Here is a 17,005-nt window from a genome sequence, read left to right as displayed (position 1 = left end):
AGTTTTAACCTATTTCACTTATGTCTAAAGTAATATGTTTATTTTTTGATAAACTTGGTAATATATTGTTTTCCATTCGGAAATGATACAACAACTATATATAGGCCTTTTGGGTATTCAGCGAAGCTAATACTTTCACTTTGATTTATATTAGACTTAGCTAAAATCTTTCTTCCGAATAGATCTGATACTTCAATTGAAAATTTATCAAGTTTATGGGATGCTAAAATTGAAAATTCATCTTTTACCGGGTTAGGAACTACGGATAAATGATTAATGTTCTCAGAACTAGTGATATTTTCAATTTTGATACTTTCAGATTCTTTCTCTAAATCGGTAAGGTTTAATTGAATTCTATTAGATGTTTCATTAAAAGAACAGTAGTCGGCTTCATAGGGATAACCCAATCCGTTAATTTCTAGTAAGGTATTTGGGCTTCTATTGTTAGTGCCGCTAGGCAAAATACGGGTGCCGGGCTTTATGATAATTTTATTTACAGCACTAATACTTAAAGGAGTACTTAATCTTGAGCCTATTTCAACATTACAGGTGCCTCCAATATTTACATTTTGTGCTTTAACTGATCTTGTTTCCGGATCCATACAAATTGCAAGGTTTTCAGGCTGTGATGCATCGTTTACATAAGCACCGTCTAATAAATTGTTTAATTTATAGATATATACAGACCTACATTCAGTATTACTAACTAATAAATATTTATCATCGGCAACAATGTTTTTACCCATTCTATCTTTTTTAACATCAAATAGTTCTCCAATAGAACTTGCCTTATAATGGTTTATCCAATTATTTGGATAATATGTTTGTAAATTCGGAACCGTAAGATCGGTTAGATTAGAGTTTGTGTCATGTAGACTAATACCTAATCCTATTCTAGAGGCGAACAGAATATTATTAGCAAGAGTAATATCCCAAACCTGTTGATGGTAGGTTAAAACATTTGAGATTCTACTTAAAGTTTTACGTGACTTTAGTGTAATATTATTATTTTCAAATCTGTATTTTAAGATTTCCGTTTCTCTGGATTGTCCTTTATTAACTGAAATATAAAAATTATGATTTTTATCAACTAAAACGTTAGCTAGATCTAATTGTAGTTCTGCCAGTTTGTTAGATGAAAATAGATTGTTTCTATCATTTTTACCAAAAAAATTAATTCTGTGTGAGTTTCTTGCTATCACATATTTTCCGTTGTATGAGAACAAACCTTGGTTATTAGTAGTCCCTGCAAAACCAGTTTCATTATCTGCAAGAACTTTTACATTTTGAACTTGAGTATATATGCCGTTCGTTTCTTTGTATAAAACAAGGTGTTTTAAATTTGCAATCAATAATTCTTTATCATGCGCTGCAAATGCTAAGGCAAAATTATGATCACTACTCCTTATAATTTGATCTATTCCCCATATTTCTTGTTCCTTTTTGTAGATTACTATCGCCCGGTCTCTATTTATTTCTACTTTTACAAAAACTCGATCGTTTTGGACTTTAGCATCATACCCAAAATTAATTAGTTCCCAATCTACATTTAAGTAATCTGCTAAACCATATTTACTAAATCTCGTAGTTCTAGTAATTGTGCATTCATCTATAATTTCGTAAATACTTACTAGATCTGAACCACGATCGCAAATGGCAATTGTTCCGTCTTTCATATCAATATTATTCCCTCTACTTCCAAGATTTACTTTATGTGTATATTCATTTATGGGAGCACAGTTACCAACATCAGGGTCTGGATCTGGTGCTGTACTACATTCAGCTAATTGATTAACATTATCATAGATTTCTCCTCGGTAAAGTCTTAACATTTGGCGTACCCTATCTTTTTGACCTTGTGTAAAAAAGCGAGTACAGGTATCAAAATTATAATCCATATAATTTTGAACAGCCTCAGAAAGCCCATTATAACATGTGCCATCTCCCTTTTCACAATCTTCAAGGGTAACAGGTGGTATTATATATTCTCCTTGTTGATTTTGTAGCCCTTTCCACGCGGGGGCAAATCTTACTTCAGTATCACAAACCTCATCGCCAGATCTAGTACAGTCTATTTCATCACATTGATCACCGGTTTTAAAATGAAAAGTATGATATAGACCCAACCAATGCCCAACTTCATGTACCAAAGTTTTACCCAGACCGGTTGCCGGATCTGTTTGATCTCGTCCGACCTCCTTATAGTCAATAACAATACCATCAGCCACATTGTCAATGTCAAAAAATGGAAAACTAGAGTATCCTAAATCACCTTCGACCAAATCGGTAGTCCAGATATTTAAATAATGACTATTCGGGAAACCTATTTGTCTATTACCTTTTATGTATGCGTCATCTATTTGAGAAAATTCCCCAGATATTGTTGTATATCTAAATATTCCTGTTTTATTATCTCCAAAAATATCTCGTTGAGCAAGACAAAACCTTAATTTCATATCCACACCCTTATTATAAAGATTAGAATAGTTGGCATTAAGGATTTCAAGTTGCTCTATAATTTTAGCATCTAAAATGTTTTTTCCATTACCTAAAGACTCTCCACTATGTAGAATGTTAAATACTACTGGGATTGTTATGACTCTATCATCATTTGTTCTTATAGCTTCTCTTTTTTGATAAAACTCTTTTTCTTTTATATCGAATTGATTTCTAAGGTTTGGATTATTATCTAATAACATTTTCATGTATTCATCTGTCTTACATGAATAATTATATTGTTGAGCAAATATTTGATTTGTATTAAAAAACAGGACCACAAAGAATATGATCAGTTTTAATTTGGATAAAAAATGCATTTTCATAAGTAAAGAGTGATTTTTTCCGAATTAGGTTCTTGAAAACCTATGGTTTATTCCTAAAGTAGATTTTTCTTTGCTCGATTTCCTTCTTCTATTTTTTAATCAAGCATATATATACCGTCTTTAATTATTGAATTTATGTGTAGTAATAAACTCTTCTAGTTTTTGCAATCTTTCTTCTTGTAATTTGATTTTCTTTTCCTGGGCAATAGTATATAAAGTAAGTTCTTCAATTTTTTCCAGAAGCTTAGAATTAATTTTTCCTATAGCAATACCATTTTGCTCAACTTCTTTTGCCGAAGGAATATTAATTAGATGTCCTTTTTCCTGAATATGTTTTTCCACCTCTTCTAAGGTTGGTAGGTTATAAGTATCTTCAAATACATAATCTGCCCAACCTGCTTCAACAACGATTTCCTTTGCTCTCACTTTACCGTTAACCGATAATTTGTAATTTATACTTGGGTTTGTAGTTCCTATTCCAACTATTCCAGAGGTAAATATGGTTTTAGGGCCATCGATATACGTTCCTCCTTCAAAATCTCCTGCATAGTTTAAATGAAGTCTATCGCTTGTATTATGAACCAAAGCGCGATTTCCTGTCTTAGTTCCTTGATCTCTACCATCATGAGTCCCCAATTGAAAATCGGCTGCGCCATTTCTAATATACCCATAGACCAAAAGGTTAGATTTTGGTTTTGAACCTCCGTACCCAATAAGTACATTTTTTCCGATATCGTAGTTTAGATAAAGGTGATCTACGGCATCACTAGTAGAGCTTTTACCGTCAATATGGCGGGTTCTTAATCTAGAATTTCCATTACCCCCAATATTAACATTTCCTGCAACCGAAAGTTTCCAATTACCCGGGTTGCTTGTACCTATACCGATATTTCCGTTCCCCATGATTCTGAAGAGGTTTTGATCTCCAGGCCCTTGAATTTGAAAACCGTTTGTAGCACCGTCATTAATACCACCAACTCTTATGCGGGCAATATCATTTAGCCAGGATAAGGATACTGATGCAAACTTATTATTTGGATTTAATGCAGTTATAAATCCATTTGCTGTAAGATTTTTGGCAATTTGGAATTCTCCGGTATTACTTAATGCTGCAACTGGTGTAACACCACTTACTCCCCAAGTCCAACCTCTACCAGTATTACTACTCATATTCATTTTTATACTGTAATCGGTTACTGGACCAAATTTGTACTCTGATGCACTACCCATATGTATCTTATAACTATCGCTATTCCAGAAACGTAGTCCATTTCCATTTCCTGGAGTGACATTGTACTGAGTTTGTTGCGAAAAACTAAAGGTGGTTATTAAAAAAATTAAAATTAAAAGTATTTGATTTTTCATTTTGTGATATAGTTTGTTATGGATTTTAAAAAAGTGATATTTCTACGTAAAGTTGTTTCTCATAAGCTGCAATGATAGCAGACAATTGAAGAATACAGGTTCTGGATTTTTAAGAAGTTGAAGATTCAGAACTTATTTTTTTAAATTGATTAGGGGTAGAACCAGTAAATTTTTTGAAAGCATTATAAAAATTAGATTTTGACTTAAAACCACATTCTAATCCGATTGATTCTATGGTGTAATTGTTATAACTCGTGTCCAAAAGCATTTTTTTTGAAGCTTCTATTCTTAGGGTATTGATATAGTCATTGAAATTAGTATTCGTATGATTATTGATTAATTGAGAGAGATAGCCTTTACTTATTTCAAATCGATTAGCAAGACTTAGAAGATTTATGTCAGGAGATAAGTACCTCTTATTTTCAATGATATACGTATCGATTTTTTTGAAAGTTGTAAAACCAGTTTTTTTGTGTTTATCAGAACTTTTTGTATTTGATTTTAGTCTTGAAGCTGAAAATTTGTTGCTATTTAAGCTCCTCAAATATCTATTTGATATTGATAGTTTTAAAAAACTTAACCTATTTTGAATAAATAGAAATACTGTAATAGAAATGGAAATTAACAAAAACAAGAGATTAGGGGAAAGTTTTCTAGTGTACTGAGGTGTGTCGAAAAAATTAACTTTTAGGGGGATAAAAAGTATAGGATAGAAGATGATTCCTAATAACGTTAAAATTGTTCTAAGAGCAATGTGTTTTTTCATAGGTAAAATGGCGATTTATTTTACTTGTATACTCTACAGATGCAAGACCTAAATAATATAACAGGCGAAAACATCATTTTTCTGTTTTTTTTGTTTATCTCATTTGATAAATACTTCTTAAAATCTTACCAGGAATGAAAAGTTTTATTCAAAAATTAAATGTATTTCTAAACTAGTTTTACGGTTATATAATATTTTAACATTTCCCTTGTTATGGTAGAAAAGACAATTATCTTTTTTGTATTTTTATCTCCTCATTTATGGATAAATTGCAACATATCATTGAGTGTGCCCAAGAAGGGAATCAGTTACCGTTCAATGATTTTTTTAAACGTACTTTTCAAAAACTAAAACCTAAACTTTTATCTGTAACCAGATCCGAAGATGATACACAAGAAGTTTTTATTATAGCTCTCCAAAAATTTTGGGAAAGGTTTGTTATTAATCAAGAAGATTTACCTCATAATAGTGTAGGATATATCTATATGATGTGCAAAAATGCTTGGTTAATGCAAAGAAGAAAGAAAGTTGTTTCTACGGTTTCTTTTGATAACTCTAGTATTCGTAATAGCAGTTTAAAAGAAGAAATTGAATGGCGTACAAATGAAGATAGAGAAGCTAATGAAAGAGATGAGTTGTTGCAATATAAGGCTTTATCTCAAGCATTGAAGGCATTGTCTCCCAAATGTCAAACTCTTATGGAGAATGAATTGGAAAACGATACATCATTAAAAGAATTACAGTTACAATTGGGATTTACCAATTATCAGGCCTTGGTTCAGGCCAAATACAATTGCAAAAAACGCTTAGTTCGTATGGTATACCTAATACTTGAAGAACTTAAATCCCAAAAGATAAGTTAGATATGAGCAAAGAAAATAAAGACTTGAAACTTATAGAAGCGTATTTTGAACTCTCTTTATCTGATGAAGAATTAATTGCTTTTGAGGAAAGAATTGAAAGTGATCCTGAATTTGCTCGAAAACTATATATATATGAAGAGAGCTTGGAACTAGTAGAAAAAAGACATCCTTCTGTTCTAGAAAATCCAGAAATTAACGAGTGGAAAAAAATACTTGACGATCAAAAAGGAAGTCAAACTAAAGTAGTGCCCATATGGAAATGGATAGGAGGTACGGCAGCAGCTATAGCTGTTATATTCTTCGTTTGGCAAAATGATAAACTAAATACACCAGACATGACTATAGCCTTGCAGGAGGCTTGGAATAAAGAAATTGGTTTAGATTATCGAATGATGCGTGCTGCCAATAAAGATTCTTTACAAATTATAATTTTACAAGCTTTTGATAGTTATCAAGCAGAAAACTATGAAAAAACGATAACGATCTCACAATCATTTAACCCCGAAAGTCTATATTATGAAGATGCTTTATTACTAAAAGGATTATCCTTATATAAAAAAGGGGATGTTTCTCAAAGCCTAGAAGTTTTAGAATTCGTTTCAGAATTACCATCAAGAAAAAAGGCAAAAGTAGCATTGTGGTATCAAGGTTTAATTTATTTAGAGATAGGAGATTTAAAAAATGCACAAAAGTTGTTGGTGTTACCTGGAACCAAAGATCAAACCATAAAACTTAAAGAATAGCCTATTATTCTTTTTAAAGTACAACATCAAACTCGTAAACATGATTAAAAACTCTTATTTTTTCCTATTACTTATATTTCTTGTATCTAATATAATTTCGGCACAAACATCAAATGATACACTTGTAGTCTCTCGTTATTATAAAAAGGCCGATTCGCTTTTGTTAGATAGGAAACACGAAGAGTCTATCAAGCTTTTTAAACAGACATTACCTTTATATGAAAAGGCTATGGTCTGGGAAAAAGTAGCCAGTTGTTATAATAAGATTTCTGAAAATTATTGGAAGAATTCTGATTATGTAGAATCAAATATTAATTCGAAGTTAGCTCTTGAAATTATCAAGAAATATCTTCCCAAAAATAATAAGGAAGAGGCAAATGCCTACGATAATATGGGTAAGTGTTATGAAAAAAGGGCATTTTATAAAAAGGCACTTGAAAGCTTTGAATTAGCTCTCAAAATAAGACAAAAATTGTATAAAAGACAGCACCCTGATTTTGCAAAAAGTTATCATAGTATTGCTATATGTTATTATAGAACAGATGATATAAACAAGACGATAGAGTATTTTAAAAAAGCCTTGGAAATTAATATTGCTACTAGAGGAAAATATCATAACAATAATGTGGCGTCCTATAATAATCTTGCAATAATGACACGTCAATTAGGTGACTATAATTTAGGTTTAGAATATTGTCATAAAGCCTTAGAAGTTATTAATAATAATAAGAAAAAAGATAGCTTATATCTAAGTGGTGTTTATAATACTATTGCAGGACTTTATGAGAGAATCGGAAACCTTAATAAAGCTGTTGAGTATTCTGATAAGTCACTCCAGATCAGAAAAAAACTGTATGATGGACATCCAAAGCTAGCTGTAAGTTATATCATAAATGGAAATTTATTGGCGGAGAAAGAAGAATACACTAAAGCTTTGGAAAATATGGATCAAGCTCAGAAAATATATGCGAATAAGTTTGGAGAAAATCATCCTTTAACAGCCGAAGTTCTGCATTTTAAAGGCAATATATTCACAAAATTAAACCGATATTCAGACGCAATCGACTATCTAAAATCGGGGCTCGCTATAGAAAAAAAATATTTTGGAGAAAATCATGGATCTACAATAACATCTTATCAGAATATTGGGCATGCATATAGAAAGAAAGGAGAAATGATATTCTCATTAAAGTATTACCAAAAAGCTCTTAATATCTATACAAACACATTGGGAGAGAATCATCCAAAGGTTGCAACAATTTTAAATGATATTGGTGAGTTGTATGTGGATCAAGAAAAAATAGATACTGCTTTGGTTTACTTTTTTAAAGCAGAAAAAGCAAATTTTTCCAATAGTTTTAATCCAGAGGATAAAAATAAAAGGGAAGAGTCATTTGTAGATCCTTATGTCCTTTTAACAACGCTTAAAGGGAAAGCTAAGTGTTTGCAAAAAGTATCTGTAGAGAATAGTAACTTAGATAGCCTTGAACGTAGTATTTCAACATATAATAGAATTGATAGTTTAATTAATTCTATAAGTAAGGGGATTAATAATTATCAAGATAAATTAGCTTTCACAAAGCAAGTACAAGAGATTTATGGGAGTTCTATAGGATCGTATTTAATTCAATATAGAAAAACAGGAGAATTAAAAGCCCTAGAAAGCGCTATACATTATGCCGAAAAAAGTAAAGCTAGAACTTTAAAACAAATACTAATAGATGATAACTACAAAAGTTTTAAGCAATTACCAGAAAAATTAATAGGTTTAGAAAAAGAACTTAGGTTAAACCATTCTTTTTACACCTCAAGAATTACCAATGAATATTCTGATAAAAATACAGATACAGTGGCAATAGCCAAATATGAAAACCTACTGTTTGATATCAATAGGAAACAAGATTCGTTGACGAAAATATTTGAAACGAACTACCCTAAATATTATGATCTTAAATATAAAAATGAGGTTATCTCTCTTGCCAATGTTCAAAAAAAATTGGATGAAGAAACAACTGTTCTGGAGTTTTTTGTTGCAAATAGTAACTTATATTTATTCGTTATCTCCAAAAATGATGTTGCTGTTCAAGAACTTACTATTCCAGATCTAAGTAAAAGAATAAGTGAACTTAATCATTCGATAATAAATAAGAACTTAAGAACGTATAAGGAGTCATCCTTTGGTTTATATAATGAACTTATAGCTCCAATACGCGAGAACTTGGTAGGAGACCAGCTTATAATTATTCCTGATGGACCTCTCTGGCATCTTAACTTTGACCTTTTACTAACAGAAAGTAACACTGCCAAAGCTAGAGATTTGCCATATTTATTATTTGATTATGCAGTTTCTTATGCAAATTCTACAAGTTTGTTGTTTAATGATTTTCCAACGGCTAAGTCAACAAAAATTCGTAAAGCATGTCTTGCTTTTTCATTTTCTGATACTACCGGACTTACCAATACCAGCTCTGTAAGCATGGAAAAACTTAGAAATTCTACAGATGATCTACCTGGTACACGAAAAGAAATTAGAGCTATTTCTAATATTATTAATGGTCAGTATTTCTATGGATTAGAAGCTGTTGAATCGAATTTTAAACAAAATGCAGATAGGTTTAGTATACTTCATTTAGCCTTGCATGGGGAAGTTGATCATGAACATCCTCAAAATTCAAAATTATACTTTACAAAAAACAAGGATACTGTAGAAGACAACTTGTTATATAACCATGAGCTTTTTGCTATGGATATTCCAGCAGACTTGGCAGTATTAAGTGCTTGTAATACAGGGTCAGGAACCATTGCTAAAGGAGAAGGGATCATGAGTTTGGGTAATGCTTTTCAATATGCAGGAACCAAAAGCGTGTTGTTGAGTAGTTGGGATGTGTCTGACAAAAGTGCTCCAGTGCTTATTGAAAATTTTTATAAAAACCTAGCTAATAATATGAATAAGGCTAAAGCGCTTAGACAGGCAAAAGTAGATTTTTTAAAAACTGCCAATTTTGAACAAGTAGCTCCTTTTTATTGGGGTAATTTTTATTTGTTAGGAAATTCAGACCCAATCGAAATAGATAAACCCTTAGAGTCTCACTTTTTTTGGATTATTCTTGGTTGTATTTTAACAGCTTTTCTTGTTTTAGCTTATAGATATTACAGAAAGAACAAAAGTTAATTCTTACTTCCAGAAATTAGTATAACGAATAATAAAGTGATCATCTGGGATTATCTTTATTTTTGGTAATGTATGTAATGTGCTCTAAATATAGGTAATAGGAGTGTTTGATAGATTCATTAACAAAATTTTATCCATAAAAAATCCCACTACCTGAAGTTTATGGTAATGGGATTTTTAACAACTAACCAACAACTAATCTATGTTTTAATCGTCATCATCATCATCGTCATCATGACGATATGTTTTAAATCTCTTTCTGTTTTTATAATAGTGATTGTGATCTCTCTTATCAAAATGTCTAGGTTGTATTCTTTGATCGTAATATGGATCATGAGGCATAGTACAACCGTTTATACCGCAATATCCACATCCTGAAAAATGAACATCTCCTTCTACATACCTTATTTTATTGTATTTATTATAAAAGATATGTAATCCACCAACCTGGTTTACTAGACCTCTTCGATTATATCGCATGGTGACAGTACCTACTCTTCGTACTTGATTATATCTATTGTAGGTAATATAGTTTGAACCTACTCTTTTTAACCTTCCGTAGTAATCGTATCTTACTGTACGTTGATGTGGAGTGTTGTTTCTATATCCGTAGTAACCTCCAGGAGTATTAAAACCATTGGTATTGTTCCAAACATTTTGTCTAGATCGGGTTCTTAAAATTTTAAAATCGATTTCTCCCTCTGGATAGATAAAAAATTTAACACCTGCTTCAATAAAGACGATAGGTTGTGCGCGATGATAGCGTTTTGCAACCCTATTCCCATGGTGATCCGAGTTTTTGTGATCGGCTGCCTCTGCAGTTGTTCCAACGAACATTAGTGCAGCAATAAAAAGTACCATTTTTTTCATAACTTAAATGTTTTTGGGTTTATGCCTACTCATTAGCATTTCGGCTTCCGCTATTTGCTTACTAAATATTCAAATCGCGTGCCAAAAACATTTAAGTTATAGATACTGATGTTTAATTATCTGTTTTTCAGAAACTTAATAATTTCTTCTGGGTCTGCTCTTTCCTTGTAATCTTCTTTAATAAAATCATAGATGATAGTTCCATTTTGATCAATTACATACGTTGCAGAGATCGGAAGTTGCCAGTTTGAACTACCATTACTTTTTTCAAGATCAATACCAAATCCCTGGTATACTTCTACAAGGTCTTCGGGTAACGTAAACATTAAATTGAATTTTTCTGCGATTTGATTATTGGCATCAGATAGTACTTCGAAACTAAGCTCATTTTTTTCTGAAGTAGAAAGAGAATTGTCTGGTGTTTCTGGACTAATTGCTACAAGAACAGCATCCTGTTTTTCAAACTCAGGCAACGCTTGCTGAAGAGCTTTTAATTCTAAATTACAATAAGGACACCACCCACCTCGATAGAACGATAACACTACCTTTTTATTAGATAGTAATTGGTTAATAGATACGTTTTTATTCGTCGCATTGGGTAGGATAATTTCTGGTATTTTATCACCGGTTTTTAAAGCTTTGCTAACTAGTTTGTTATCTTTTAATACTTGAATACCATTATTCATAATAGCATGTGTGGTTTCAGGATATTTTTGTGCAGATTGTGCTGCGCGCTCCTGAAGTTGTGCTGTAAGTGACATGAGTTTTAATTTTTAAATTAGGAGCTATTAGCCGAAAAGAACCCATCGACATTACATAGAAAAGTACTATATTTCTCTTAAATCTTTTGAAAAGTAAATTCTTTGATGACCTTCAGGGAAATTGTTTAATCGCCCGAATTCTTTATACCCATTTTTAAAATAAAACTGTTCTGCTTGAAAATCAAAAGTATCTACTGTAGATAGCGTTGCGCCTTTTTCTTTGGCTTCTTTTTCTATGGTTCTTAATAATAGAGAGCCAATACCTCTTTTTCTGTAAGATTCTTGTACCCACAAAATCTTTATTTCTAATACTCCCCAATATCCAATGCCCGATAATATTCCTCCCAGAATTTCATTTTGTTCATTTTTCATTATAAATTCTAAAGGTGTCCAATTTTCAGATACTACTGGTGGAACTATATTAAGGTTGTAATCATTAAGCGCATTAACGATGTGTTTTGCTTGTTCTCGTGTGCAAGATTCTATTTTCATGAATAGGAGAGAGGTTATAGTTTATCCTTTAGATATACTCCAGTAAATGATTCTTTACTATTAGCAATCTCTTCGGGGGTTCCCTGAGCAACAATGTTTCCGCCATTTTTCCCTCCTTCGGGTCCAAGGTCTATAATGTGGTCTGCACATTTTACCAAGTCCAAATTATGTTCAATTACTAATATTGAGTGCCCTTTATCTATTAATTCATTAAACGATTTTAGTAATTTTTGGATATCATGAAAATGAAGCCCAGTGGTAGGCTCATCAAAAATAAATAGCGCTTTGTCTTTTGTATTTCCTTTTACTAAGAACGATGCAAGTTTAATCCTTTGTGCTTCACCACCAGAAAGGGTAGAAGAACTTTGTCCTAATTGTACATATCCTAGGCCTACATCCTGCAGGGGTTGTAGCTTTTTTCTAATTTTGGTTTGGTTATGTTCTGCAAAGAAATCTATGGCATTATCGATAGTCATAGATAAAATGTCATGTATATTTTTACCATGAAACGTAACCTCTAAGATTTCTTTTTTAAACCTCTTACCTCCGCAAGTCTCACATTCAAGATGTACATCGGCCATAAATTGCATTTCTATGGTAACAACACCTTCACCTTTGCATGTTTCACATCTACCCCCATCTACATTAAAGGAAAAGTGTTTCGATTTATAGTTTCTTATTTTTGATACTTTTTGATCCGCAAATAGCGCTCTAATATCATCATAGGCTTTGATATAGGTAACAGGATTTGAACGAGACGATCTACCAATTGGGTTTTGATCTACAAACTCTACATGTTTAATATTGCTATAGTTTCCTTTAATTTCCGTAAACTGACCTGCTTTTTCCCCATAACCTCCTAGTTCTTTTAATATTGCAGGGTATATGATTTTTTTGACCAACGTACTTTTTCCACTTCCAGATACACCGGTTATGGCGGTAAATACTCCTAAAGGTATTTTTACATCTATATTATTGAGATTGTTCTCACGGGCACCAATGACCTCTATATAATATTTAGTGTTTTTTCTTGCTTTGGGAACTTCAATTTCTAAGCTGCCATTGAGATATTTTGCGGTGAGAGAATCTGCATTTAAAATATCATCAAAAGTTCCGTTAGCGACTACACTTCCTCCATAAGTACCTGCCTCAGGACCGATATCGATGATTGCATCAGCGGCTTTCATAATATCTTCATCATGTTCAACAACGATAACAGTATTACCTAAATCTCGTAGGGATTCTAGTACCTTAATCAGTTTTTCGGTATCTTTTGGATGAAGACCTATACTTGGTTCATCCAATATATACATAGAACCCACTAAACTACTACCCAATGACGTAGCTAGGTTTATTCGTTGTGACTCTCCTCCAGATAAAGAGTTTGATTTACGATTTAGTGTCAGGTATTCTAATCCAACATTTTGCAAAAAAGATAGACGGCTATTAATTTCTTTGAGTAATCTTTTTGCAATTTTTGCGTCATACTCATTTAATTTTAAATCTTTGAAAAATATAGCCAACTCATTTAATGGTTTTTCTACCAAATCTGTTAGAGTAGCTCCGGCGATTTTTACATAATTTGCTTCTGGACGCAAACGTTTCCCTTTACAACTCGGGCATTTGGTTTTACCACGATAACGGGATAGCATTACTCGATTTTGAATTTTGTATGCCTTAGATTCCAGCTCCTGGAAAAAGTCATTGATACCTTCAAAAAATTCGTTCCCGTTCCATAAAAGATCTCTTTGTTCATCAGACAACTCAAAATATGGTTTATGAATTGGGAAATCGAATTTATATGCACTATTAACCAGTTGATCTTTGTACCAACTCATACTATCTCCTTTCCACGGAAAAACAGCACCTTCATAAACACTAAGTGCGGTATTAGGGATTACCAAATCTTCATCAATGCCAATAATATCCCCATATCCTTCGCATTGTGGGCATGCTCCATATGGATTATTGAAACTAAATAAATGAACATTGGGTTCGAGAAAGTTCATACCGTCTAGCTCAAATTTGTTGCTAAACTCTCTTTTGTTTTCATCAGATAGACGTTCGATGATGCAAACTCCTTTTCCTTCAAAGAATGCAGAATCTACAGCATCGGCCAAACGGTTATAAAAATCTTCTTCATCTCTCTTCACAATTCTATCTACCACTAAGTAAATAGTGTCTTCCTCCTTTACATCAGCTTCACCGATTCTTGTTACCGCTTGATCATTTATTTTAATACGCGCATAGCCCTGTTGTTGTAGTACATTTAATTTTCCTTCCAGGGTTCGACCTTCTTCAACGGTAATAGGAGAGAGTAACAACAGTTTTTCTCCTTCTTCAAAACCTTTTACATATTCTATAACATCAGTAACATTGTCTTTTTTTACCTGATTTCCCGAAACAGGAGAGTAAGTCTTACCAATTCTTGCAAAAAGCAATTTTAAATAATCATAAATTTCTGTGGTGGTTCCTACAGTAGATCTTGGATTGGTAGAATTTACTTTTTGTTCAATAGCAATAGCCGGAGCTATACCTTTAATATATTCTACTTTTGGTTTGTTAAGACGTCCTAAAAATTGTCTAGCATAAGAAGATAAACTTTCTACATATCGCCTTTGTCCTTCTGCATAAAGTGTATCAAAAGCAAGACTTGATTTACCCGAACCCGATAGTCCGGTAATCACAACTAACTTATTTCTGGGTATGACGGCATCTAAATCTTTTAGGTTGTGTAATTTAGCTCCTTTTATGATAATATGCTCTTTCGGATTTAGTGTCGTGATGTCTTGAATCATAGTAAATATGCGGTAAGAGCGCAAAGATAATGAATAGAAAACAAGTAGAATAACACATTGATAATGAATGTTTAGTTAAAAAAATTAACAGAAAATTCTTTGATTCTCGCCGATTGTTATTATATTAGCCGAATAGAACAAACTCAATTTAAACCAGAAAGCCTATTGTATACCTTTACTTTTTAAGTTTAACATAGCCCGAGCCCCAAGCTTGTTGGTACTAAAATTAAGTAAACGGTATGAAGGATTACACCCTAACAGACGCAGTTCTGGTAAACAACTACATCAAAGGAGAAGAAAGCGCGCTATCAATTCTCATCGAACGTCATAAGCAACGTATTTACAGTTTTATTTATTCAAAAGTATTTGATAAAGATGTTTCAGAAGATATTTTTCAGGATACATTTATCAAAGTAATACGTACTTTAAAAAATGGAAAATACAATGAAGAAGGAAAGTTTCTTCCTTGGGTTATGCGTATAGCACATAATTTGGTAATTGATCATTTTAGAAAAGGTAATAGAATGCCAAAATTCGAAGATAATGGAGAATTTAGTATTTTCTCTGTTATTAGCGATGGAGATTTGAATGCTGAGCGAAAATTGATCAAAAATCAAGTAGAAGAAGATTTACGTAACCTTATTCAAGAACTTCCTGAAGATCAAAAAGAAGTTTTGGTGATGCGTATGTATAGAGATATGAGCTTCAAAGAAATTTCTGATAAAACGGGTGTTAGTATTAATACCGCACTGGGAAGAATGCGATATGCTCTGATCAACCTAAGAAAAGTAATCGAGAAAAATAACATAGTTTTAACAAATTAATAACTCTTTTATATAATAAAGTAAAGTTAGCCCCGTTATAATTTTAAATAACCCTAATTTAAGATTATATAATATGGCGAAATTTTACTTTAAGTCTTCATCACAAAAAGAAGAAAAACATTTAGTACCAAGCAGAAGAACAATAGATTTTCTTCTTAGCTACTCAAAATCGTTGAAGGTTGTCGAATATGACAACTTAAAATTTGAAACGATTTTAAATTAAACTTATCAAGGCCTATTTTTTAATAGGCCTTTTATTTTTATGGTATTCTGCGATTACGGTCTTTCTACCAATGGTTTTGGTAATAATATCTTTATCCAGATCCCAACCTCTGGCCGGAGAATACTCTCTTCCGTACCAAATAATTTGAAGGTGTAAATCATTCCATAATTCTTTTGGGAATAGACGTTTAGCGTCTTTTTCAGTTTGTGTCACATTTTTACCATTACTAAAACCCCAGCGATACATTAATCGATGTATATGTGTATCTACAGGAAAGGCAGGAACGCCAAAAGCTTGTGACATTACTACACTAGCAGTTTTGTGCCCGACTGCAGGTAATTCCTCTAGGGCTTCAAAGCTCTGTGGTACTTCTCCATTGTGTTTCTCAATTAATATATGTGAAAGTTCGTATATACCTTTAGATTTCATCGGACTTAACCCTACAGGTCTTATGATATCTCTTATTTCTTCAACAGATAGTCGAATCATAGCATAAGGATTATCGGCTCTGTCAAATAATAAAGGTGTTATCTGGTTTACTCTTACATCTGTACTTTGTGCACTCATGAGTACGGCAATAAGAAGTGTATAAGGATCTTTGTGATCTAATGGAATAGGTATTTTTGGGTATAGTTCCTGAAGCGTTTTTATGGTAAAATCTACCTTTTCCTGTTTTGTCATTGTGTTTGTGTATTTTGCAGCTAAAATATTAAAATCTAAACCTTTTTGTATTCTTCTTTTTCATTAAAGTTTTTATAAAAACATAGAAAAGACTCTTTTTTGTTATATTTTTACTCAGAAAGTTTAAACAAATCATAAATCATACGATAGCATCAATTATGACAACACTTAAAGCGGGGGATAAGGCCCCAAATTTTTCGGCGCTAGATCAAGATGGAAATACAATTTCTATGGAGGATTTCAAAGGTAAAAAATTGGTAGTTTTTTTCTACCCAAAAGCTAGTACTCCTGGTTGTACAGCAGAGGCCTGTAATCTAAGAGATAATTATCAAACTTTTCAGGCGCAAGGTTATGAAATTCTAGGCGTAAGTGCCGATAGCCAAAAACGTCAGCAAAATTTTAAAAACAAATATGAATTACCTTATCCGTTGCTAGCAGATGAAGATAAGCAGGTCATCGAGGCTTTTGGAGTATGGGGACCTAAGAAATTTATGGGTAAAGAATATGATGGTATTCATCGAACTACTTTTGTAATCGATGAAGAGGGAGTTATTTCAGAAGTAATTCTCAAGGTAAAAACCAAAGAACACGCAGCACAAATATTATAATAAAAAAGCACCATGAA

Annotated in this window: 13 protein-coding genes; 5 read left to right on the top strand and 8 right to left on the bottom strand. The window is 32.3% G+C overall.

From position 1 onward, the window contains the following. Positions 1–38: 38 nt before the first annotated feature. The 3 genes from M0D21_RS22490 to M0D21_RS23130 form a co-directional block, all read right to left on the bottom strand. A complete protein-coding gene (locus M0D21_RS22490) occupies positions 39–2,705 on the bottom strand; it encodes a zinc-dependent metalloprotease (RefSeq protein WP_248333843.1) in 2,667 nt (888 codons plus the stop codon). Positions 2,706–2,942: 237 nt separating this feature from the next. Beyond that, a complete protein-coding gene (locus tag M0D21_RS22485; protein ID WP_248333839.1) occupies positions 2,943–4,187 on the bottom strand; it encodes a hypothetical protein in 1,245 nt (414 codons plus the stop codon). 109 nt (positions 4,188–4,296) lie between these two features. After that, positions 4,297–4,953: a helix-turn-helix domain-containing protein gene (locus M0D21_RS23130; protein WP_394802488.1), complete on the bottom strand. Its 657-nt coding sequence runs from the start codon at positions 4,951–4,953 to the stop codon at positions 4,297–4,299. Positions 4,954–5,213: 260 nt separating this feature from the next. Between M0D21_RS23130 and M0D21_RS22480 the strand changes: the two genes are divergently transcribed. Genes M0D21_RS22480 through M0D21_RS22470 form a run of 3 tightly spaced genes read left to right on the top strand, consistent with a single transcriptional unit; the run spans position 5,214 to position 9,731 of the window. Then, complete coding sequence (locus M0D21_RS22480; protein ID WP_248333829.1) at positions 5,214–5,816, top strand: RNA polymerase sigma factor; 603 nt, start codon at positions 5,214–5,216, stop codon at positions 5,814–5,816. A 2-nt stretch (positions 5,817–5,818) separates the two neighbouring features. Then, on the top strand, positions 5,819–6,559 hold the full coding sequence (locus M0D21_RS22475; RefSeq protein ID WP_248333826.1) for a tetratricopeptide repeat protein: 741 nt from the start codon (positions 5,819–5,821) through the stop codon (positions 6,557–6,559). Between the two features lie 40 nt (positions 6,560–6,599). Beyond that, positions 6,600–9,731, top strand: coding sequence for a CHAT domain-containing protein (locus M0D21_RS22470; protein WP_248333823.1), 3,132 nt, complete (start codon positions 6,600–6,602; stop codon positions 9,729–9,731). A gap of 207 nt (positions 9,732–9,938) precedes the next feature. Here the strand turns inward: M0D21_RS22470 and M0D21_RS22465 are convergent, their stop codons facing one another. From M0D21_RS22465 to uvrA, 4 genes are all read right to left on the bottom strand, one after another. Next, positions 9,939–10,601 carry a hypothetical protein gene (locus M0D21_RS22465; RefSeq protein WP_248333821.1) on the bottom strand — a complete coding sequence of 221 codons (663 nt, stop codon included), beginning with the start codon at positions 10,599–10,601 and terminating at the stop codon, positions 9,939–9,941. A gap of 116 nt (positions 10,602–10,717) precedes the next feature. Beyond that, positions 10,718–11,362, bottom strand: a complete 645-nt coding sequence (locus M0D21_RS22460) for a peroxiredoxin-like family protein (protein ID WP_248333811.1) — start codon at positions 11,360–11,362, stop codon at positions 10,718–10,720. 66 nt (positions 11,363–11,428) lie between these two features. Then, the gene (locus M0D21_RS22455; protein WP_248333803.1) at positions 11,429–11,854 is read right to left on the bottom strand and encodes a GNAT family N-acetyltransferase; all 426 of its coding nucleotides are present in this window, start codon (positions 11,852–11,854) and stop codon (positions 11,429–11,431) included. A 14-nt stretch (positions 11,855–11,868) separates the two neighbouring features. Continuing rightward, positions 11,869–14,652 carry an excinuclease ABC subunit UvrA gene (gene uvrA, locus M0D21_RS22450; RefSeq protein WP_248333786.1) on the bottom strand — a complete coding sequence of 928 codons (2,784 nt, stop codon included), beginning with the start codon at positions 14,650–14,652 and terminating at the stop codon, positions 11,869–11,871. Between the two features lie 239 nt (positions 14,653–14,891). On the opposite strand from uvrA, the gene M0D21_RS22445 reads away from it, so the two are divergent. Next, entirely contained in the window at positions 14,892–15,476 is a 585-nt protein-coding gene (locus M0D21_RS22445) for an RNA polymerase sigma factor (protein ID WP_248333775.1), read from the top strand. Between the two features lie 235 nt (positions 15,477–15,711). Here M0D21_RS22445 and M0D21_RS22440 read toward each other — a convergent pair whose 3' ends face one another. Further along, positions 15,712–16,380 carry an endonuclease III domain-containing protein gene (locus tag M0D21_RS22440; protein WP_248333771.1) on the bottom strand — a complete coding sequence of 223 codons (669 nt, stop codon included), beginning with the start codon at positions 16,378–16,380 and terminating at the stop codon, positions 15,712–15,714. Positions 16,381–16,538: 158 nt separating this feature from the next. On the opposite strand from M0D21_RS22440, the gene bcp reads away from it, so the two are divergent. Further along, a complete protein-coding gene (bcp, locus tag M0D21_RS22435) occupies positions 16,539–16,988 on the top strand; it encodes a thioredoxin-dependent thiol peroxidase (protein ID WP_248333762.1) in 450 nt (149 codons plus the stop codon). Positions 16,989–17,005 lie beyond the last annotated feature (17 nt).

Source organism: Aquimarina acroporae, from assembly GCF_023195925.1.
GTDB classification, from domain to species: Bacteria; Bacteroidota; Bacteroidia; order Flavobacteriales; family Flavobacteriaceae; genus Aquimarina; species Aquimarina acroporae.
Note: the sequence above shows the minus strand (reverse complement) of the source record. Positions and strands in the feature narration are given on the sequence as shown.